The sequence below is a fragment of the Mesorhizobium sp. L48C026A00 genome (genome assembly GCF_000502375.1).
GTDB classification, from domain to species: Bacteria; Pseudomonadota; Alphaproteobacteria; order Rhizobiales; family Rhizobiaceae; genus Mesorhizobium; species Mesorhizobium muleiense.
Map to the genome: position 1 here is coordinate 366,968 of NZ_AYWU01000002.1, position 16,537 is coordinate 383,504.

A 16,537-nucleotide genomic window follows, 5' to 3' on the forward strand; every position below is an offset into this window, starting at 1 on the left:
CCGGTTCATCCGACCTGGATGACGGCCTTGATCAGGCCGGATTTCTCATGCGCCCAGCGGGCGAGGTCGCGCGGCGTGTCGCCAAGCGTCGTGCGATGGGTGACGAGCTTTGCCAGCGGCACAGCACCATCGCGAATCGAGGCAGCGACATGGTCGAAGTCGGCGCGCAGCGCGTTGCGGCTGCCGATCAGCGTCATCTCGCGTTTGTGGAATTCGGGATCGGAAAAGACGATGTCGTCCTTGACGACGCTGACCAGGACCAGCGTCCCGCCATGCGCGACATGGGCGAAGGCTGACTGGACGGACTGGGTGTTGCCGGTGGCATCGAAAATCACGTCAAAACCTTCGCCGTTGGTCGCCTCGCGCACCAGATCGGTCGCAGACTGCCGAGATGCGTCGAGGGTGGCGAAGCCGAGTTCGCTTGCAGCAAAACCCAGCCTCTCGGCACTCATGTCGAGCAGCGTCACGTCGAGACCGGCGATGTGGGCAAACAGCGCTGTGCCGAGGCCGATCGGCCCGGCACCGATGACCAGCGTGCGCGCGCCGGGATCAGCCAGCGAGCGCCGCACGGCATGCGCCCCGATCGCCAGGAATTCGACGGCGGCGGCATCGGCCAGCGACAGGCCGTTGGTCGGATAAAGATTTTGCGCCGGCACCAGGATCCGTTCGCACATGGCGCCGTCGCGGTGGACGCCGAGCACCTCGATCCTGACGCAGCAATTCGGCTTGCCTAGGCGGCAGGCGCTGCATTTGCCGCAAGCGAGATAGGGATTGATGATCACCGGCTCACCGACGGCCAGATCGACGCCTTCGCCGGCCTCGATCACGGTGCCGGAGACCTCGTGACCCATGATGCGGGGATAGGCGAGGAACGGATGCTTGCCCTCGAAGATGTGATAGTCGGTGCCGCAGATGCCGACATGACTGACCGCGACCAACGCCCAGCCCGGCGGTGGTGTGCTGGGCGCCGGGCGGTCTTCCACAACAAGATCGCCGGGCGAACGGCAGATGACGGCTTTCATGCTTTGATCCAGTCGGTTCATGGCACCGCCGGCCCGATCGCCGGGCCGGCGGTTGTTAAGATGGTCTACTTGCCGCGGCGGCGCAGGCCGTCGAAATAGACGATGACGATAATCAGCACGCCGGTAATGATGCGCTGCCAGAAGGCATTGACGTTCAAGAGATTGGCGCCGTTGTTGATGGTGGCGAGGATGAAGGCGCCAAGCAGCGGTCCGTGCACCGAGCCGACGGCGCCGAACAATGAGGTGCCGCCGATCACCGACGAGGCGATCGCCTGCAACTCCCAGCCCTCGGCCTGTGTCGGATTGCCGATGCCGATGCGCGAGGCAAGCAGCACGCCGACAAAAGCCGCACAGAGGCCCGACAGCGTATAGGCCATGTAGATGGTGCGCTGGACGTTGACGCCGGACAGACGCGAGGCCTCGGCGTTGGAGCCGACCGAGAACAGATACCGGCCCCAGCGGCTGTGATGCAGGAAGATGTAGGCGGGGATGCCGACCAGGATCACCATCCAGAACAGATTGGGGACGCCGAGGAACGAGCTGCGCGAAAACAGCTGGAAGGCGTCGTTGTTGATCGAGATCGAGTTGCCATTGGTCATCAAAAGGCCGATGCCGCGCAGCGAGGTCAGCGTCGCCAGCGTGATGATGAATGGCGGCAGGCCCATCTTGACGATGCCGAAGCCGTGGAACAGGCCGATGGCGACGCCAACCAGCAAGGTGATCAGGNGGCGGCAGGCCCATCTTGACGATGCCGAAGCCGTGGAACAGGCCGATGGCGACGCCAACCAGCAAGGTGATCAGGATGGCGAGGTAAATCGGCACGCCGGCATTGATCAGCATCGCAACGATGACGGTGGCGAAGCCAACCACGGCGCCGACGGAAAGGTCGATACCGCCGGTGATGATGACGAAGGTCTGGCCGACCGCCAGGATGGCGATCATCGAACCTTGCCGCAGCAGGTTCGAGATGTTGTTGGCGGAGGCGAAGCTCGGCGTCGCCACCGACAGGATGACCCACAACAGCACCAGCAGCGCCAGCAGCGTCAGCCCGAACAGCGCGTTGTAGTTGCGTTTCGGCCTTTCGGCCGCGATCGCCTCGGTGCTCATATCTGTCCTCCCGGTTTTTCTTGTTTCTCGGCCAGCGCCTGGGTGAGGATCTCCTCATGGTCGGCAGTGTGGAAACCATGAGTGGCCACCAGCTTGCCGCGGCGGAACACATGCAGCGTGTCGGCGAGTTCATAGACCTCGGGCAGATAGGACGAGATCAGGATGATGCCGGCGCCCTTGGACAACAGTTCGCCGAACAGGCGGTAGATCTCTGCCTTGGTGCCGACATCGACGCCCACTGTCGGCTCGTCGAAGATGAACAGCTTGGCGCCGTGCGCCAGCCATTTGCCGATGACGATCTTCTGCTGGTTGCCGCCGGACAGGCTGGAGGCGAGCGCGTTGCGCGTCGGCGTCTTGATCCTGAGATTGGCGATCTGGCGATCCGCCTCGGTCTTCTCCTGTGCGCTGGAGATCAGCAGATTGCTGGAGATGCGCTTGTAGATCGGCAGATTGAGATTGAGGCCGACCGGCAGGTTGAGGCAGAGGCCCTGGTCGCGGCGGCTTTCCGGCGCCAGCGCCATGCCGAGCCTGATAGCGTCATGCTCGGAGTTGACCTGAACCTCCTTGCCCTCCCAGAGGATCTGGCCGGCCGACTTGCGGTGACGGCCGTAGAGCGTGGTGACGAACTCGCTGCGCCCGGCGCCGATCAGGCCGTAGAGCCCGACGATTTCGCCGGCACGGACCGTCATCGAGACATTTTCGAAGCCCTTGCCGGAAAGATTTCGGGCTTCGAGCAGCGTCGCGCCCGGGGTAAAATGCTCCTTGTGATAGACTTGCTCGATCGAGCGGTTGATCATCATCTTGACCAGCTCGGCGTCGTTGGTCTCGGCGATGTTCCTGGTGCCGACAAGCGTGCCGTCGCGCAGCACCGAGACGCGGTCGGCGAGCTCGAACACCTCTTCCATGCGGTGGCTGATGTAGATGATGGTGACGCCTTCGCCCTTCAGCCGGCGGATCAGCGTGAATAGCTGGTCGGCTTCCTTGCGGGTGAGATAGGCAGTCGGTTCGTCGAAGATCAGGAACTTGGTGCCGCGCACGGTGGCGCGGGCGGCGGCGATCAGCTGCTGCTGGCCTATGGTCAGGTCACCCAGCACGACATGCGCCGGCAGATCGAAGCCGAGATCGTCGATGATATTCTGCGCTTCCCTGACCATGGCCCGCTGCTGCAGTATGCCGAAGCGGGAATCCTCCTCGCCGAGGAACATGTTGGCCGCGACCGTGAGATGGCGGCACAGAACGACCTCCTGGTGCACGGCATTGATGCCGAGAGCCATCGCCTCATGCGGCGTCGCCAGCGCTGCCGGCTTGCCCTCCCAGATGACGTCGCCGGAGGTGCGCGGCATGACGCCGGTCAAAAGCTTGATCAGGGTGGATTTGCCGGCACCGTTCTCGCCGACAATGGCGTGGATTTCGCTGGCCTTGAAGGCGAGGTCAACCGGCTTCAGCGCGTGCGTGCCGGGATATCGCTTCTCCAGTCCTTTGAGTTCGAGGATCGTCCTGCCCGGTTCCAGCGTTGGGGCGGGATGCAGTTCCTGCGCCGTCGACGTCATGACGTTCCTCCCAATTGGCCTCCCAGATTGGCCTCCCAGATCGGCCTCACGAGTGGCACGCGTGTAGGTCGTTTCCGGGGCAAAAAGCCCCGGAAACGGTGTGCCAATGCCGGTGCTCAGTCGAGCTTCGGATTGAGCAGCGCGTCGATCTTCGGATCTTTCATGTTAGCCTTTGTGACCAGGTTGGCGCCGGTGTCGACATTGGCCTCGACCTTCTCGCCCTTCGAGGCAGCGAGCGCCGTCTTGATGCCGTCATAGCCCATCCGGTACGGATCCTGGACGACGAGGCCGGAAATGACGCCGTCATTGAGGAACTTGACCAGCTTCTCGTCGCTGTCGAAACCGATCAGCCCGACCTTGCCGGCAAGGCTGTTCTCGGCGATCGCCTGACCGACGCCCTGCGCCATGATCAGGTTGGAGGCGAAGATGCCCTTGAGGTTCGGGTTGGCGGTGATCAGGTCGGTTGCGATGTTGAGGCCGGTGGTGGCCTGGCCGTCGGCGTATTTGTCGGCAATGAGCTTGAGGCCGGGATATTTGGCGGCAAGCTGTTCCTTGAAGCCCTGGGCGCGCTGCTCGAGCGAGCCGGCACCCGGAAGCGCGGTGATCAGGGCGACGTCGCCCTCGATTTTGCCGCCATTGGCTTCGCCGATCGCGGCCGCCAGCCCGTCAGCGGCGACGCGGCCGCCCTGGATATTGTCGGTGGTCAGGAACGAGGTGAAGGCCTTGGAGTCGGCGCCGGAATCGATGCCGATGATCTTGACGTTGGTGGCTGCCTCGTCGATCGGCTTGCCGAGCGCCTTGGCCTCGGTTGGTGCGATGACCACGGCAGCCGGGTTGCCGGCGACGGCGTTTTCAAGGATCGAGATCTGGCCGTTGACGTCGGTCTCCGCCTGGGCGCCGAGTTCCGGCACGTTGACGCCGAGGTCCTTGCCGGCCTTGCGGGCGCCGGCCAGCACGATCTGCCAGTAGAAAGAGGTGGTGTCCTTGACGATGATCGGAATGGTTACGTCCGCCGCCGAAGCCGGCGCCGAATGCATCACGCCGGCAAGCATCGAGGCGGCGGCGAGCGCCACGAATACGCGGCGGTTGAGAATGCTGGTCACGAATTTCATTTAGACTTCCTCCCTAGGTCGCCTGGTGAACGTAGCGGAAGCTCGGTTTGGATAGGCGCTGGCCAAACGGAACTTTATCAATAAAAAACATTTACCGCATTTTGATAGTGCATCGGTCCGGTCGACGCAAGCGGTGTTTCGTATCGTCCTGCGTATGCCTCGACCGGAAGGGAGTGCCGATCCACATTGCCAAACCCCTCCCCGAAAAGGTATGGAATATTAATTCCATCTGCCAGTCAAGATGGAATATTTGTTCTTTTTTGAGGCGTAAGGTGGGGCGCCTCCTGATCGCACCGTCTGCCGTTCAACCGGCGAAGGCCGCAGCGCATCAGCCGAGTTTCTGAACGACCGTGTAGGCATCATATTTGGCGAATTCTGTTTCGGGCACCTGGATGTCGAGCAGTTGCAGGTTTCGTTCCAGATTGGCCGGCTTGGCGGTGCCCGTCAGCACAGAAGCCACCACAGGCTCGTGCAGCGGGAACTGGAATGCCGCCGCGGCAAGCGGATAGCCGCCCTCGGCGGCGATTTTTTCCATGGCGCCGACGCGGTCGAGAATGTCCTCGGTGGCCGGCAGGTAGTCGAAATTTGCACCCGGCACCGGGCCGGTCGCCAGGATGCCCGAGTTGAAGACGCCACCGATGATCAGCGAGGTCTGCCGTTGCCGGCAAAGCGGCAGCAATTCGGCTTCGGCGGTGCGGTCGAGCAGCGAATAGCGGCTGGCAAGCAGGATGCAGTCGAGCGGCGCCTGGCGCAGCACATCGAGACAGATCTGCACCTCGTTGACGCCAAGGCCGTAGGCGGAAATGACCTTGGACGACTTCAGCTCTTCCAGCGCCTTCAGCCCGCCATCCATCAACTGGCGGAAATGCAGCTTCGTTTTCTCGACGCCATGCGTATAGACGCCGATGTCGTGGACGAACAGGACGTCGATTCGATTGAGGCCAAGCCGCGCATAGCTGAACTCGACCGAGCGCATGATGCCGTCGTAGGAATAGTCGTAGTCGGGCGCAAAGGGCAGCGGATCGACATAGGAATGGTCCGGAATCCGGTCTTCCGGCACCGGCCGCAACAGGCGCCCGACCTTGGTCGACAGCATGTAGGAGTCCCGCGGCTTGTCGCGCAGGAAATCGCCGAAGCGGCGTTCCGAAAGGCCGAAGCCGTAAAACGGCGCGGTATCGAAATAGCGCAAGCCGGCATCCCAGGCGACCTGCAGCGTCTGCATCGCCGTCTCGCGTGGGCAGGCTCGGTAGAGCCCGCCGACCGCCGCGCCGCCGAAGCTGACCTCGGTTATTTCCAGCGCGGTGCTGCCGACACGGCGTTTCTTCATGCAAAGCCTCCCACCGGCCATTTGCCGGCCCCGTCCATGTCTTAAGTCAGTTGGTGGCTGTTCTAGAGGGTCGCTCCAAGGTGCCACGGCACGAACTCGTTGTCGCCGTAGCCGAACTCCTCGCTCTTGGTCTTGCGGCCGGAAGCCGTCTCGACGATCAGCTCGAAAATCTCGCGGCCCATGCCGGCAATGGTCTTTTCGCCCGAGGCGATGACGCCGCAATTCACGTCCATGTCCTCTTCCATCGTGTGGTACATGGTCGAGTTGCTAGCGACCTTGATCGACGGTGTCGGCCGGCAGCCGAAGCAGGAACCGCGGCCGGTGGTGAAGACGATGACGTTGGCGCCGCCAGCCACCTGGCCGGTGGCGGAAACCGGGTCGTAGCCGGGCGTGTCCATGAACACCAAGCCGCGGCCGCTGACCTTTTCGGCATAGCCGAAGACGCCGTTGAGCGGCGTTTGGCCGCCCTTGGCGACGGCGCCAAGCGACTTCTCCAAAATGGTGGTCAGGCCGCCGCGCTTGTTGCCTGGTGACGGATTGTTGTCGATGGAGGCGCCATGCTTGGCAACATGGTCTTCCCACCATTTTACATAGCCATCGAGCTTGGCGGCGATCTCCGGGGTCGCCGCGCGATAGGCGAGCAGATGCTCGGCGCCGTAGATTTCCGTCGTCTCGGAAAGGATGCCGATGCCGCCGACGCCGGCCAGGATGTCGACGGCGGCGCCCAGCGCCGGATTGGCGGTGATACCGGACATGCCGTCGGAGCCGCCGCATTGCAGGCCGACGACGATCTCGCTGACCGGGATCGGCTCACGCTCAAGCTTGCCGACCTCCTCTGATATCTCCGCCAGCACGACCAACGCCTTCTCGACAGATTTGCGCGAGCCGCCGGCTTCCTGGATGTTGAAATGGCGCTTTCCCGCGGCGACGCCCTTCTGGCCATAGAGGGTGAGCTGGTTGACCTCGCAGCCGAGACCGACCATCAGCGCACCGCCAAAATTCGGGTGACGAGCATAGCCGGCCAGCGTGCGGTGCAGCACCATCATGCCGTCGCCGGTGGCGCTCATGCCGCAGCCCTGGCCGTGAACGATGGGAACGAAGCCGTCGATCCCCGGATATCTGGGCAGCAGCGTCCGGTTCGCCTCGTCGGCGATGGCGTGGCAAACGGTGGCCGAGCAATTGACGCTGGCGAGAACGCCGATGAAGTTGCGCGTGCCGGCACGGCCGTCGGCGCGGCGGTAGCCCATGAAGGTGCGGGCGCGATCGGCCTCTGTGGCGTGCACGGCCTCGCTCGGCGGCACCACCGGCAAACGCCCGGATTCGAAGACCAGATTGTGCGAATGGACATGCTCGCCGGGCGCAATGGCTTCAGTGGCGCGGCCGATCGCCTGGGCGTATTTGACCACTGCCTCGCCGGCGGCAATCGGCTTGATCGCCACCTTGTGGCCGGGTTCGATCAGCGCCGTGGCAACGGCGCCGCCCGGCAGCACCGCGCCGATCTCGATGCGGCCGTTGGCGACCGCGACATTGTCGGCGGGGGACAGAAGAATGCTGTTTGCAGTGTTCACGGGCAATTTCCTGGGTGTTCCTGGGATCGGCAAGCGATTGACACGCGCCTGTTAACAGTTAATGTCTTTTATCGTGAAAAAACAGTTTTGCGTCAATTGTTTTTTCGTGACGAAGCCGCGCGTTCTTGCGGATGCGCAGAGGACCGGACGCTGGAACCAGGCCTGACTTCCGAAAAGCGATTCCGCTTCCCGGGAGCCTGCGCCAGAAGCATCTGCATATCGCGCTTCAAGCCGGCCGCCGCAAGCGCCGGCCGCAACGGGGCAGGGGATGTCGAAGAGCAACAACGTCTATAAGGACGCCTACAATCGCGGTTTGCGGCTGCTCGACGAAACGAAAAGCCTGCCGTCGGAGCCCGAGCTGGGCACCCTGCTTGGCGTCAGCCGCACGACGATCCGCACCATCCTTGCGCGCATGGAAGAGACCGGGCTGATCGCCTGGAACAAGCGCAGCAAGACGGTTTTGCGCGTGCCGCGGCCGGACGACTTTTTTCCCGAGGAAGAAACCGACACGCTGTCGCAGATCATCGAGCGCTCCTTCATGCGGCGGCTGCTTGCCGGCGGTGCTGAGCCCGGCATGCAGATCAACGAACTCGAGCTGGCGCGCGAGATCGGCGTTGGCACCACCAGCGTGCGCGAGTTCCTGATCCGCTTTTCCCGCTTCGGGCTGATCGAGAAGCGCCGTAACAGCCATTGGGTGCTGAAAGGCTTTACCCGCGCTTTCGCGCTGGAACTGACCGAAATCCGCGAGATGTTCGAACTACGCTCGGCCGCCGCCTTCGCCGCGCTGCCGGAAGACAGCCCGGTGTGGGCCGACCTCGACCTGCTGGAGGACGAGCATCGCCTGCTGGCGCGCCAGATCGCCACGCGCTTCAACGAATTCTCGGAGCTCGACGAGCGCTTTCACCGGCTGATCCACCGCGCGTCGCACAATCGCTTCATCGTCGATTTCTACGACGTCATCGCCATGATCTTCCACTACCACTATCAGTGGAACAAGGCGCAGGAGCGCGAGCGCAACGAAGTGGCGGTTGCGGAACACCTGGCCTATATCGCGGCGCTCAAATCGCGCGATCTCGGCAAGGTCGACGCCGCCTGCCGCAAGCATCTGAAGTCCGCGCGGCACACGCTGCTGACGTCGATTCCAGAAGGCCAGCAACCGTAACGCGCGTAAAGCGCCGCGTTGCCGCAGTGGTGATTTGGCGATTTTCCGACCGCCGGCCGCGTGCTAGATATCTTGCCGTTGCTGCGTGAGGAGGCAGGTCTTTGAACATCCGGCGGAGACGATGGAGCATGCCGGCGACATTCGCCGCGGCCTATTTGCTGGTGCTCCAGTCGGTGCTTGGCGCATTCGCCTTCGGCATCGGGCCGGATGCTTCGCAACGCGACGCTTTCGGCAATGTCATCTGCACCCATGAGGGCGCGGCCCAGCGTCCCGGTGGCGACCAGCAGCACATCCCGGCCTGCTGCGTGCCCGGCTGCGGCGTGGCCTCGGCTGTCTACGCGCCGCCGCCCGCTGCCGCCACGCCGTCCGGCAATTTTTCGGTCGAAACCGTTGCGTTTGTGCTGCCGGCGTTCAGGCATCTCGACTTTGCTCGCGACCGCTCTCCATCGAATCCGCGCGCGCCTCCGGTGACGGCCTGATCCGTCCCGGTTCGCCTTGCGGAATTTTTCGCGGGCGAATTCGTTCAACATCGAAACTGTTCGCGACCGGCCGACGGCGCGATTTCTCAGTTCCTGGAGCTATCATGTCTCACACTTTTCGCGTGCGGCTCGGCCGCAACAGCCGCTTCCTGCGCAGCTTCGAGGAGCGACTCGGCGTCACCGTGCTCCTCCTCGCCCTGCTGTTCGTCAGCACCCAGGCCGTCTTCGCGCATGAGTTCAGGGTTGGCGACCTCGAAATCGTGCATCCCTGGTCGCGCGCCACGCCACCGGGCGCCAAAGTGGCCGGCGGCTATTTCACCGTCACCAACACCGGCAGTTCGCCGGACCGGCTGCTGTCGATCTCCTCGGAAATTTCGGCCAAGGCCGAATTGCATGAGATGGGCGTCAAGGACGGCGTCATGACGATGCGGCCGGTCAGCGGCCTCGAAATCCCGGCCGGCGGCAAGGTCGCGCTAGCGCCCGGCGGTTATCATTTGATGTTTGTCGGGCTGAAGCAGCAGCCCAAGCAAGGCGAGACGTTTCCCGCCAGGCTGACTTTCGAGAAGGCCGGCACGGTGACCGTCGAGTTCGCCGTCGAGGGCATGGGCGAAATGGGCGGCATGCACGACCATGCCAATTGATCCGGCCAGATCCGCTCAATTCAAACTCGAGGAACCATCATGAACAATTATCTTCTGTCGGCCGGCGTGTTTTTCGTCCTGGGGACAAGTGCTGCCTTTGCCCACATTACGCTGGAAGCGCAGGAGGCGGCGGTCGGTTCGACCTACAAGGCCGTCCTGCGCGTGCCGCATGGCTGTGAAGGCAAGGCGACGACCGCCGTGCGCGTGCAGATCCCGGAGGGAGTGATTTCAGTGAAGCCGATGCCGAAGGCCGGCTGGACGCTGCAGGTCAAGAACGGCAGATACGAGAAATCCTATCAGCTCCATGGTCAAGAGGTGTCCAGCGGCGTCAAGGAAGTCAACTGGAGCGGCGGCAGCCTGCCGGACGAATTCTACGACGAATTCGTCTTCCGCGGGACACTGGCGGCGGATCTGCCGGCAGGCCAAACGCTCTACTTCCCGGTGGTGCAGGAATGCGACGGCGCCGCCGAATGCTGGATCGAGATTCCAGCGGCCGGCCAGGATGAGGACGCGCTGGAATATCCGGCGCCCGGCCTCAAGCTTGCGCCGAAGCTATGATTTTTTGGCGGCGCGCCTTGTTCGAAAGAGTGCGCCGCTGTTTTGTGCCGTGACATGAGTGCTGCATCCCTGCTGCGAACGGTCTGCACAACCGGCCGATTTGCGATCTGCCTGCTGGCTGCGATCGTGCTGCTTGCCGCCATTGCCGCGCCAGGTCAGGCCTTCGCCCACGCGGCGCTGGTCACAACCGAGCCGACGGACGGCGCCGTGCTGGCGCAGAGCCCCGCGCAGTTCTCGCTGACCTTCAGCGAGCCGGTGTCACCGCTGATGCTGACCTTGGTGCGGCCCGATGGAACGCCGGTTCCCCTGACGTCCTTTCGGCTCAATGGCCAGACGCTCGACATCGACAATCCGCAACGGCTCGGATCCGGCACGCATGTGCTGAGCTGGCGGGTGATCTCCGCCGATGGCCATCCGGTTGGCGGCTCGGTGCTGTTTTCGATCGGCGCGCCGAGTGCGGCGCCGGCCGTCGCCGAAGCTGTCGACCGGGGTCTGAGGTCGGCAATCTGGACCGGCAAGGTCTTTCTCTGTTTCGGCCTGTTTCTCGGCGTCGGCGGCGCCTTTGCCATCGCCTGGCTGGCGAAGGGCGGGCGTTCCGGCCGCCGCTTCGTCATCGCCGCGATCCTGTGCGGCCTCGTCGCGGCGCCGTTATCGCTCGGCTTGCAGGGACTGGACGCGCTCGGCGCACCGTTCGTCCGGCTGGCGCAGCCAGGCGTCTGGCAGGCCGGGCTCGGCACCAGCTTCGGCTGGACAGTGCTGGTCGCGCTGGTGGCGCTCGGGCTTGGCCTGCTGTCGCTGGTCGGGCCGCGCGGCGGCGCAAAGCTGTTTGCCTTTGCCGGCCTGGCCGGTGTCGGCGCCGCCCTTGCCGCCAGCGGACATGCAAGTGCTGCCGAACCGCAATGGCTGACAAGGCCGATGGTGTTTCTGCACGGCGCCGGCATCGCGTTNGACATGCAAGTGCTGCCGAACCGCAATGGCTGACAAGGCCGATGGTGTTTCTGCACGGCGCCGGCATCGCGTTCTGGGCCGGGGCGCTTGCGCCGCTCGGTCTCACTATCAGGCGGAAGCCGGCCGAGGCCGCACCTTTCCTGCATCGGTTTTCCCAGGCGATCCTACCTGTCGTGGCCGTGCTTGCGGCCACCGGCTTCGTGCTGGCTGTCATCCAGGTACAGGCGCCCGCAGCTTTGCTCGAGACCGCCTATGGCCGGCTGCTGCTGGTCAAGCTGGCGCTGCTGTTGTTCCTGTTCATTCTGGCCGCCATCAACCGCTGGAAGCTGACCGGTCCCGCGGAAGCGGGAGAGACGGAAGTACAGAAGAGGCTGGTCCGCTCGATCGGCATTGAGATGCTGATCGTTCTGGCGATATTCGGCGTTGCCGCCGGCTGGCGCTTCACGCCGCCGCCACGCGCCCTGGCGATCGCAGCGGCGCAGCCGGCTTCGGTGCATATCCACACGCCGAAGGCGATGGCCGACCTCAGCATCACACCCGGCCATGTTGGGCCGGTTGCCGCCTCGATCGTCATCATGACCGGAGACTTCGGCCCGCTCGACGCTGAACAAGTGACGCTGGTGCTGTCAAAACCCGATGCCGGCATCGAGCCGATAAAGCGCGCGGCGAAAAAACCAGGCGACGGCACCTGGCGCGTCGACGGTCTCGTCGTCCCGGTTCCCGGCCGATGGACAGCACGGCTCGATATTCTCGTCTCGGATTTCGAGATCGTGAAGATAGAGGCGCCGATCGACATCAGGTCTTGAGGACCAGCCGGCAGTCTGCGCAACACATTTCGGCGAGGCGGTTGACGCGGCCTTGAAGGCCCGTCATTCATTTCGGCAAGATTGGCATCTCGACAAGAATGGCATCCCAAGAAGAATGGGCACCGCTACAAATCGCGCCTCAACAAAAGATCCGAAAGCAGGGAAGAAACGATGGAAAAAGCCGAAATCGGCCTGATCGGCCTCGGCACGATGGGCTCCAACCTGGCGCTCAACATCGCCGAGAAGGGGCACCGCATAGCCGTTTTCAACCGCACCGCGGCACGCACCGACGCCTTCGTCGAGAATGCCGGCGCGCTGAAGGACATGGTTGTTCCCTGCTACAGCCTGGAGGAACTCGCCGCCGCCATCCGGCCGCCGCGACCGATCATCATCATGGTGCTGGCCGGCAAGCCGGTCGATGAGCAGATCGCGGCACTGCGCGGCGTGCTGTCGGCCAACGACATCGTCATCGATGCCGGCAACGCCAATTTTCGCGACACGATGCGGCGCTTCTCCGAGCTTTCCGATTCGGGTCTCACCTTCATCGGCATGGGCGTGTCCGGTGGCGAGGAGGGCGCGCGCCATGGACCGTCGATCATGGTCGGCGGCACGGAACAGTCCTGGAAACGCGTCGAAAAGGTGCTGACCGCAATTTCGGCCAAGTTCAGGGATGAGCCCTGTGCCGCATGGCTTGGCACCGATGGCGCCGGGCATTTCGTCAAGACCATCCATAACGGCATCGAATATGCCGACATGCAGATGATCGCCGAGATCTACGGCATCTTGCGCGACGGGTTAGGCATGGGGCCGAAGGAGATCGCACAGGTGTTTGCCGGCTGGAACAAGGGCCGGCTCAACTCCTACCTGATCGAGATCACCGCCAAGGTGCTGGCCGCCGACGATCCGAAGACAGGCAAGCCGGTGGTCGATATCATCCTCGACCGCGCCGGCCAGAAGGGCACCGGCAAATGGTCGGTCATCGAAGCGCAGCAGCTCGGCATTCCGGCCACCGCGATTGAGGCCGCGGTGGCGGCGCGCGTGCTGTCGTCGATCAAGGACGAGCGGCTGGCCGCCGAAAACGCCTATGGCAAAGGCGGCGTGACCACCATTTCCGGAGACAAGGACGCGCTTCTTGGCGATCTCGAACTGGCGCTGTTCGCCGGCAAGATATCAGCCTATGCGCAAGGCTTCGCGGTGATGAGCGGCGCGTCGAAGGAATTCAACTGGAACCTGCCGATGCCGACCATCGCCAAGATCTGGCGGGCAGGCTGCATCATCCGCTCGCAATTGCTGGACACGATGGCGGAAGCCTTCGGCACCGGCGGGGCGGCCACCAATCTTTTGATGGCACCGGCCTTCATAGCGATGATGCAGGAAGCGCATCCATCGCTGCGGCGCATCGTGGCAAGGGCGTCGGAAGCCGGCTCGCCGGTGCCGGCGCTGTCGTCGGCGCTCGCCTATTTCGACAGCTACCGCCAGGGCCGCGGCACCTCGAACCTGATCCAGGCGCAACGCGATTTCTTCGGCGCGCACGGCTTCGAACGCATCGATGGGCCGGGCGCTTTCCATGGCCCGTGGGGCAGCGGAGCGGCAGGTTAGCGCCGCATGCCAGTCGTAGAAACGAGACTCTCCGTGGTCTCAAAGCAGACGTCCCGGTTCAGCGGCAATCGCTCTAATTGGCACCTCAGCTTTACTTCGATAGACGCGGCTCAAGGGTCTCATTCCAGGGACACGTCAAGCCGACTACTTTTCCATCGAATACCGATATTCGCCCCAAGCGTCGACCAAGTGAACTCGCCGGCCGCCTTCGATGTTTCGTTCCTGCTGCGGAAGACGGCCGCACAGTTGGGTCCCGTGTCTTTCCAGCGATAGCAGATCAAGGAGTTGCCAAGATACTGGATGGTCGCGGTATCCTGGCCAAAGTCCCCCGAAGATTGGATCGTCCCGTTACTGGCTATCACGTCCGTGAAGGATGAGCCGGACCGCATGTCCTTTGCGCGGAGCGCATGCCCGAAGGTCATCGCCTTGATCTCCTCCGAATTCAGCCGATCTACCAACTCGCCATCATATCCAAATGGTAGTTCCGGCAGTCCTGCAGCGGCGAGGTCCTCGAGCTGGCGCTCGAAGACAGCCGAATCCTTGTAAGGTCTTTCAAGATGATTATTCCGTTCGTTCAGTTGGCTCCATTGCGGTTCAGCCTCGAGCGCTTGCTTGAGCGCCCCCCGCGCATCCTCCATGCGGCCGAGGCGGACATAGCTGGTAACCATGTAAAAGCTGGCATCATCACCGAACTGGCGGCTCAGTTCCTGATGTTTTTTTTGCGGCCTCTACCGATTTCTCGTACTCGCCAGTCAAGTAGTAAATCCAGGCCAATATGCGTGTGGTCCTTTGGACGGTCGGCTCGATGCGCACGGATTCTTGCACCCATTCCAAGGCCCGGGTCGTGTTGCCTGACGCGGCCTGCACCCGAGACAGGAAGGATAAGGTGTCGGCATCGTAGGGGGCGAGGGCAACGGCGGCTTCGGCGTCCGCAACAGCCCGCTCGAAGTTGCCTTCGAGCCAATGGATGTAGGCCATGAGCTTGCGGCCGCTCCATTGGACACGCGGCGACGTATTCTGTTCGGCAAGGGCTTCTCGTGCGAGTTCCCCGGCTCGCCGATAGTCTGCCGCCCTTTTGTCGGTGTTGAAATTCCAGGGGCGGAAGAAATGATACCAAGCCAGCGAGACGCGCAGCAGCCCGGAGGTCGGGAACTTCTCAAGTCCTTCCCGCCAAATCGCTCCCGCGCGGTCGTGCTCTTCTATGCTTGCAAACCGAGCGAAAATCTCGTGACCGCTGAGGAAGTAGTCGTATTCGCTGAAGTCGGTTTTGTCCTTGCCTTCGGTCCGCTTGTATTCGTATCTCCTGATTGCTCCGCCTTCGCTCGCCAGCGCGTTTGCGATCCTTCCAATGGCCCCGTCCTGAAGGTCGGAGGCTTCGCGTCCGTCGTACCGCTCTGCCCATACGTGGGCATCGGTAGAAACATCGGTCAACTGGGCATTGATGGCCAGCCCACTCCCCTTCTTCTGCACGCTGCCTTCAACTATGTAGTCGACCTTCAAGTCCTGCCCCGGACTCACGTCGGTAGCATCAAAGCCAAAGCTCGAGTTTTGTGAGAGCACCGTTATGTCGGGAAATCGGGACATTGCGGTAGTGAGGTCCTCGGCGATGACGCGGCCATATGAATCGAGCCCAGGGTCGCCGCTGAAGTTTTGGAAGGCCAGCACCGCTACGGACGGAAAGCCGTCCCGGGCCGGCCCACTCCGTTGCCACTGCCAAAACGCCAGACTGGAAATGACCGCCAACAGCACCGCGCCGATAGCGGCGACGCGGCTGGACCTTCGCGCCAGTGCGTAAAGCCGGCTGGTGATCGGCCGCGGCTTGGACGCGTCGCCGACGAGAACGCGGTAAACAGAGATTGGCGATGCGATATTCTTAACCCGATGCTCGCCCATAGACTCCAATTTGAAACTGACCTTGCTCGTAAGCTGATCGTAAACGTTGCGCGAGACACAGATCCCGCCAGCCGCCGCAAGCTTCTGAACACGGTCCGCTATATTGACGCCATCGCCAAACAAATTGCCGCCCTCGGAGACGACGTCACCGATGTGGATGCCAATGCGAAACTGTAGCTGCTTATCCAAGGGGACGAGCTCGTTGCGTTGGGCCATATCCTGTTGGATTTGGACGGCGCAAAGGCTCGCTTCAACGGCACTTGGGAATTCGGCGACGACACTGTCCCCGGCACTGTTGAACACCCTTCCTCGGTGGGCTCCAATCAGTGCGTCAATGATCTCGCGATGCGAACGGAGCGCCTCCAGCGTGGCGTCCTCGTCGGCACCCATCAGACGGCTGTAGCCGACAACATCGGCAGAGAGGATTGCAGCCAGTTTGCGTTCCATGGAAGCCTGTCGCCCGCCAACGGCCTGGAAGATAACCCTAAAGATATCATACAAGCAGGGGATGAGCACCGCTGAAGCGGATGACTATGCTCCTTTGGAGTACGGAGCGAGCCGCTCACCCACGGCAAGACCACCCCGCTCAAGCAAGTCCGCCGTGACCCCGCACGACTTACGTGGGGCAATTCGCGACCTGTGGCCGAGCAGGTTGAACGTCTAGATCCTGGTTGCGAAGCCAGAAGCTGGCAGTCCGCTCTCGGCCCCAAACTGGAACGGCTATAAGGCTCCACCCGGGGGGCGAAGCTGACGCTATAGTTACCT

At 62.9% G+C, this 16,537-nt stretch carries 12 protein-coding genes and 2 pseudogenes; 6 read left to right on the forward strand and 8 right to left on the reverse strand.

Translation table 11 applies throughout. The annotated features are described in order from the left end of the window. Positions 1-5 precede the first annotated feature (5 nt). From X738_RS48850 to X738_RS48875, 6 genes and pseudogenes are all read right to left on the reverse strand, one after another. Positions 6-1,022 (reverse strand): zinc-binding alcohol dehydrogenase family protein, encoded by a 1,017-nt coding sequence (locus tag X738_RS48850; RefSeq protein ID WP_023797363.1) that lies wholly within the window; start codon positions 1,020-1,022, stop codon positions 6-8. Positions 1,023-1,087: 65 nt separating this feature from the next. After that, positions 1,088-2,129: pseudogene (locus X738_RS48855) on the reverse strand (ABC transporter permease). Further along, a complete protein-coding gene (locus X738_RS48860; protein WP_023797364.1) occupies positions 2,126-3,679 on the reverse strand; it encodes a sugar ABC transporter ATP-binding protein in 1,554 nt (517 codons plus the stop codon). Before X738_RS48860 ends, X738_RS48855 begins: the two are co-directional and overlap by 4 nt. Positions 3,680-3,795: 116 nt before the next feature. Beyond that, complete coding sequence (locus tag X738_RS48865) at positions 3,796-4,791, reverse strand: ABC transporter substrate-binding protein (RefSeq protein ID WP_023797365.1); 996 nt, start codon at positions 4,789-4,791, stop codon at positions 3,796-3,798. A 328-nt stretch (positions 4,792-5,119) separates the two neighbouring features. Beyond that, complete coding sequence (locus X738_RS48870) at positions 5,120-6,118, reverse strand: aldo/keto reductase (protein ID WP_023797366.1); 999 nt, start codon at positions 6,116-6,118, stop codon at positions 5,120-5,122. 62 nt (positions 6,119-6,180) lie between these two features. Then, positions 6,181-7,686 (reverse strand): UxaA family hydrolase, encoded by a 1,506-nt coding sequence (locus X738_RS48875; protein ID WP_023797367.1) that lies wholly within the window; start codon positions 7,684-7,686, stop codon positions 6,181-6,183. 268 nt (positions 7,687-7,954) lie between these two features. Between X738_RS48875 and X738_RS48880 the strand changes: the two genes are divergently transcribed. The 6 genes and pseudogenes from X738_RS48880 (at position 7,955) to gndA (ending at position 13,879) form a co-directional block, all read left to right on the forward strand. Continuing rightward, positions 7,955-8,848, forward strand: a complete 894-nt coding sequence (locus X738_RS48880; protein WP_023797368.1) for a GntR family transcriptional regulator — start codon at positions 7,955-7,957, stop codon at positions 8,846-8,848. A 128-nt stretch (positions 8,849-8,976) separates the two neighbouring features. Continuing rightward, complete coding sequence (locus X738_RS48885; protein WP_023797369.1) at positions 8,977-9,327, forward strand: DUF2946 family protein; 351 nt, start codon at positions 8,977-8,979, stop codon at positions 9,325-9,327. A gap of 104 nt (positions 9,328-9,431) precedes the next feature. Further along, entirely contained in the window at positions 9,432-9,968 is a 537-nt protein-coding gene (locus X738_RS48890) for a copper chaperone PCu(A)C (protein WP_023797370.1), read from the forward strand. A gap of 39 nt (positions 9,969-10,007) precedes the next feature. Continuing rightward, the gene (locus X738_RS48895; RefSeq protein WP_023797371.1) at positions 10,008-10,526 is read left to right on the forward strand and encodes a YcnI family copper-binding membrane protein; all 519 of its coding nucleotides are present in this window, start codon (positions 10,008-10,010) and stop codon (positions 10,524-10,526) included. Between the two features lie 54 nt (positions 10,527-10,580). Beyond that, a pseudogene (locus X738_RS48900) lies at positions 10,581-12,280 on the forward strand (copper resistance CopC/CopD family protein). 171 nt (positions 12,281-12,451) lie between these two features. Further along, complete coding sequence (gene gndA, locus X738_RS48905) at positions 12,452-13,879, forward strand: NADP-dependent phosphogluconate dehydrogenase (protein ID WP_023797372.1); 1,428 nt, start codon at positions 12,452-12,454, stop codon at positions 13,877-13,879. Between the two features lie 119 nt (positions 13,880-13,998). On the opposite strand, the gene X738_RS48910 is transcribed toward gndA, so the two are convergent. Continuing rightward, positions 13,999-14,547, reverse strand: a complete 549-nt coding sequence (locus X738_RS48910) for a hypothetical protein (RefSeq protein ID WP_023797373.1) — start codon at positions 14,545-14,547, stop codon at positions 13,999-14,001. A 16-nt stretch (positions 14,548-14,563) separates the two neighbouring features. Beyond that, entirely contained in the window at positions 14,564-16,219 is a 1,656-nt protein-coding gene (locus tag X738_RS48915; RefSeq protein WP_156942547.1) for an adenylate/guanylate cyclase domain-containing protein, read from the reverse strand. Positions 16,220-16,537: the final 318 nt, after the last annotated feature.

Excerpts from the sequence above, each read along its gene's own strand:
- X738_RS48910 (WP_023797373.1), bottom strand. The coding sequence starts at position 14,547 with ATGGTTACCAGCTATGTCCGCCTCGGCCGCATGGAGGATGCGCGGGGG.
- X738_RS48865 (WP_023797365.1), bottom strand. The coding sequence starts at position 4,791 with ATGAAATTCGTGACCAGCATTCTCAACCGCCGCGTATTCGTGGCGCTC.
- gndA (WP_023797372.1), top strand. The coding sequence starts at position 12,452 with ATGGAAAAAGCCGAAATCGGCCTGATCGGCCTCGGCACGATGGGCTCC.
- X738_RS48890 (WP_023797370.1), top strand. The coding sequence starts at position 9,432 with ATGTCTCACACTTTTCGCGTGCGGCTCGGCCGCAACAGCCGCTTCCTG.
- X738_RS48870 (WP_023797366.1), bottom strand. The coding sequence starts at position 6,118 with ATGAAGAAACGCCGTGTCGGCAGCACCGCGCTGGAAATAACCGAGGTC.
- X738_RS48885 (WP_023797369.1), top strand. The coding sequence starts at position 8,977 with ATGCCGGCGACATTCGCCGCGGCCTATTTGCTGGTGCTCCAGTCGGTG.
- X738_RS48915 (WP_156942547.1), bottom strand. The coding sequence starts at position 16,219 with ATGGAACGCAAACTGGCTGCAATCCTCTCTGCCGATGTTGTCGGCTAC.
- X738_RS48860 (WP_023797364.1), bottom strand. The coding sequence starts at position 3,679 with ATGACGTCGACGGCGCAGGAACTGCATCCCGCCCCAACGCTGGAACCG.
- X738_RS48850 (WP_023797363.1), bottom strand. The coding sequence starts at position 1,022 with ATGAAAGCCGTCATCTGCCGTTCGCCCGGCGATCTTGTTGTGGAAGAC.
- X738_RS48880 (WP_023797368.1), top strand. The coding sequence starts at position 7,955 with ATGTCGAAGAGCAACAACGTCTATAAGGACGCCTACAATCGCGGTTTG.
- X738_RS48895 (WP_023797371.1), top strand. The coding sequence starts at position 10,008 with ATGAACAATTATCTTCTGTCGGCCGGCGTGTTTTTCGTCCTGGGGACA.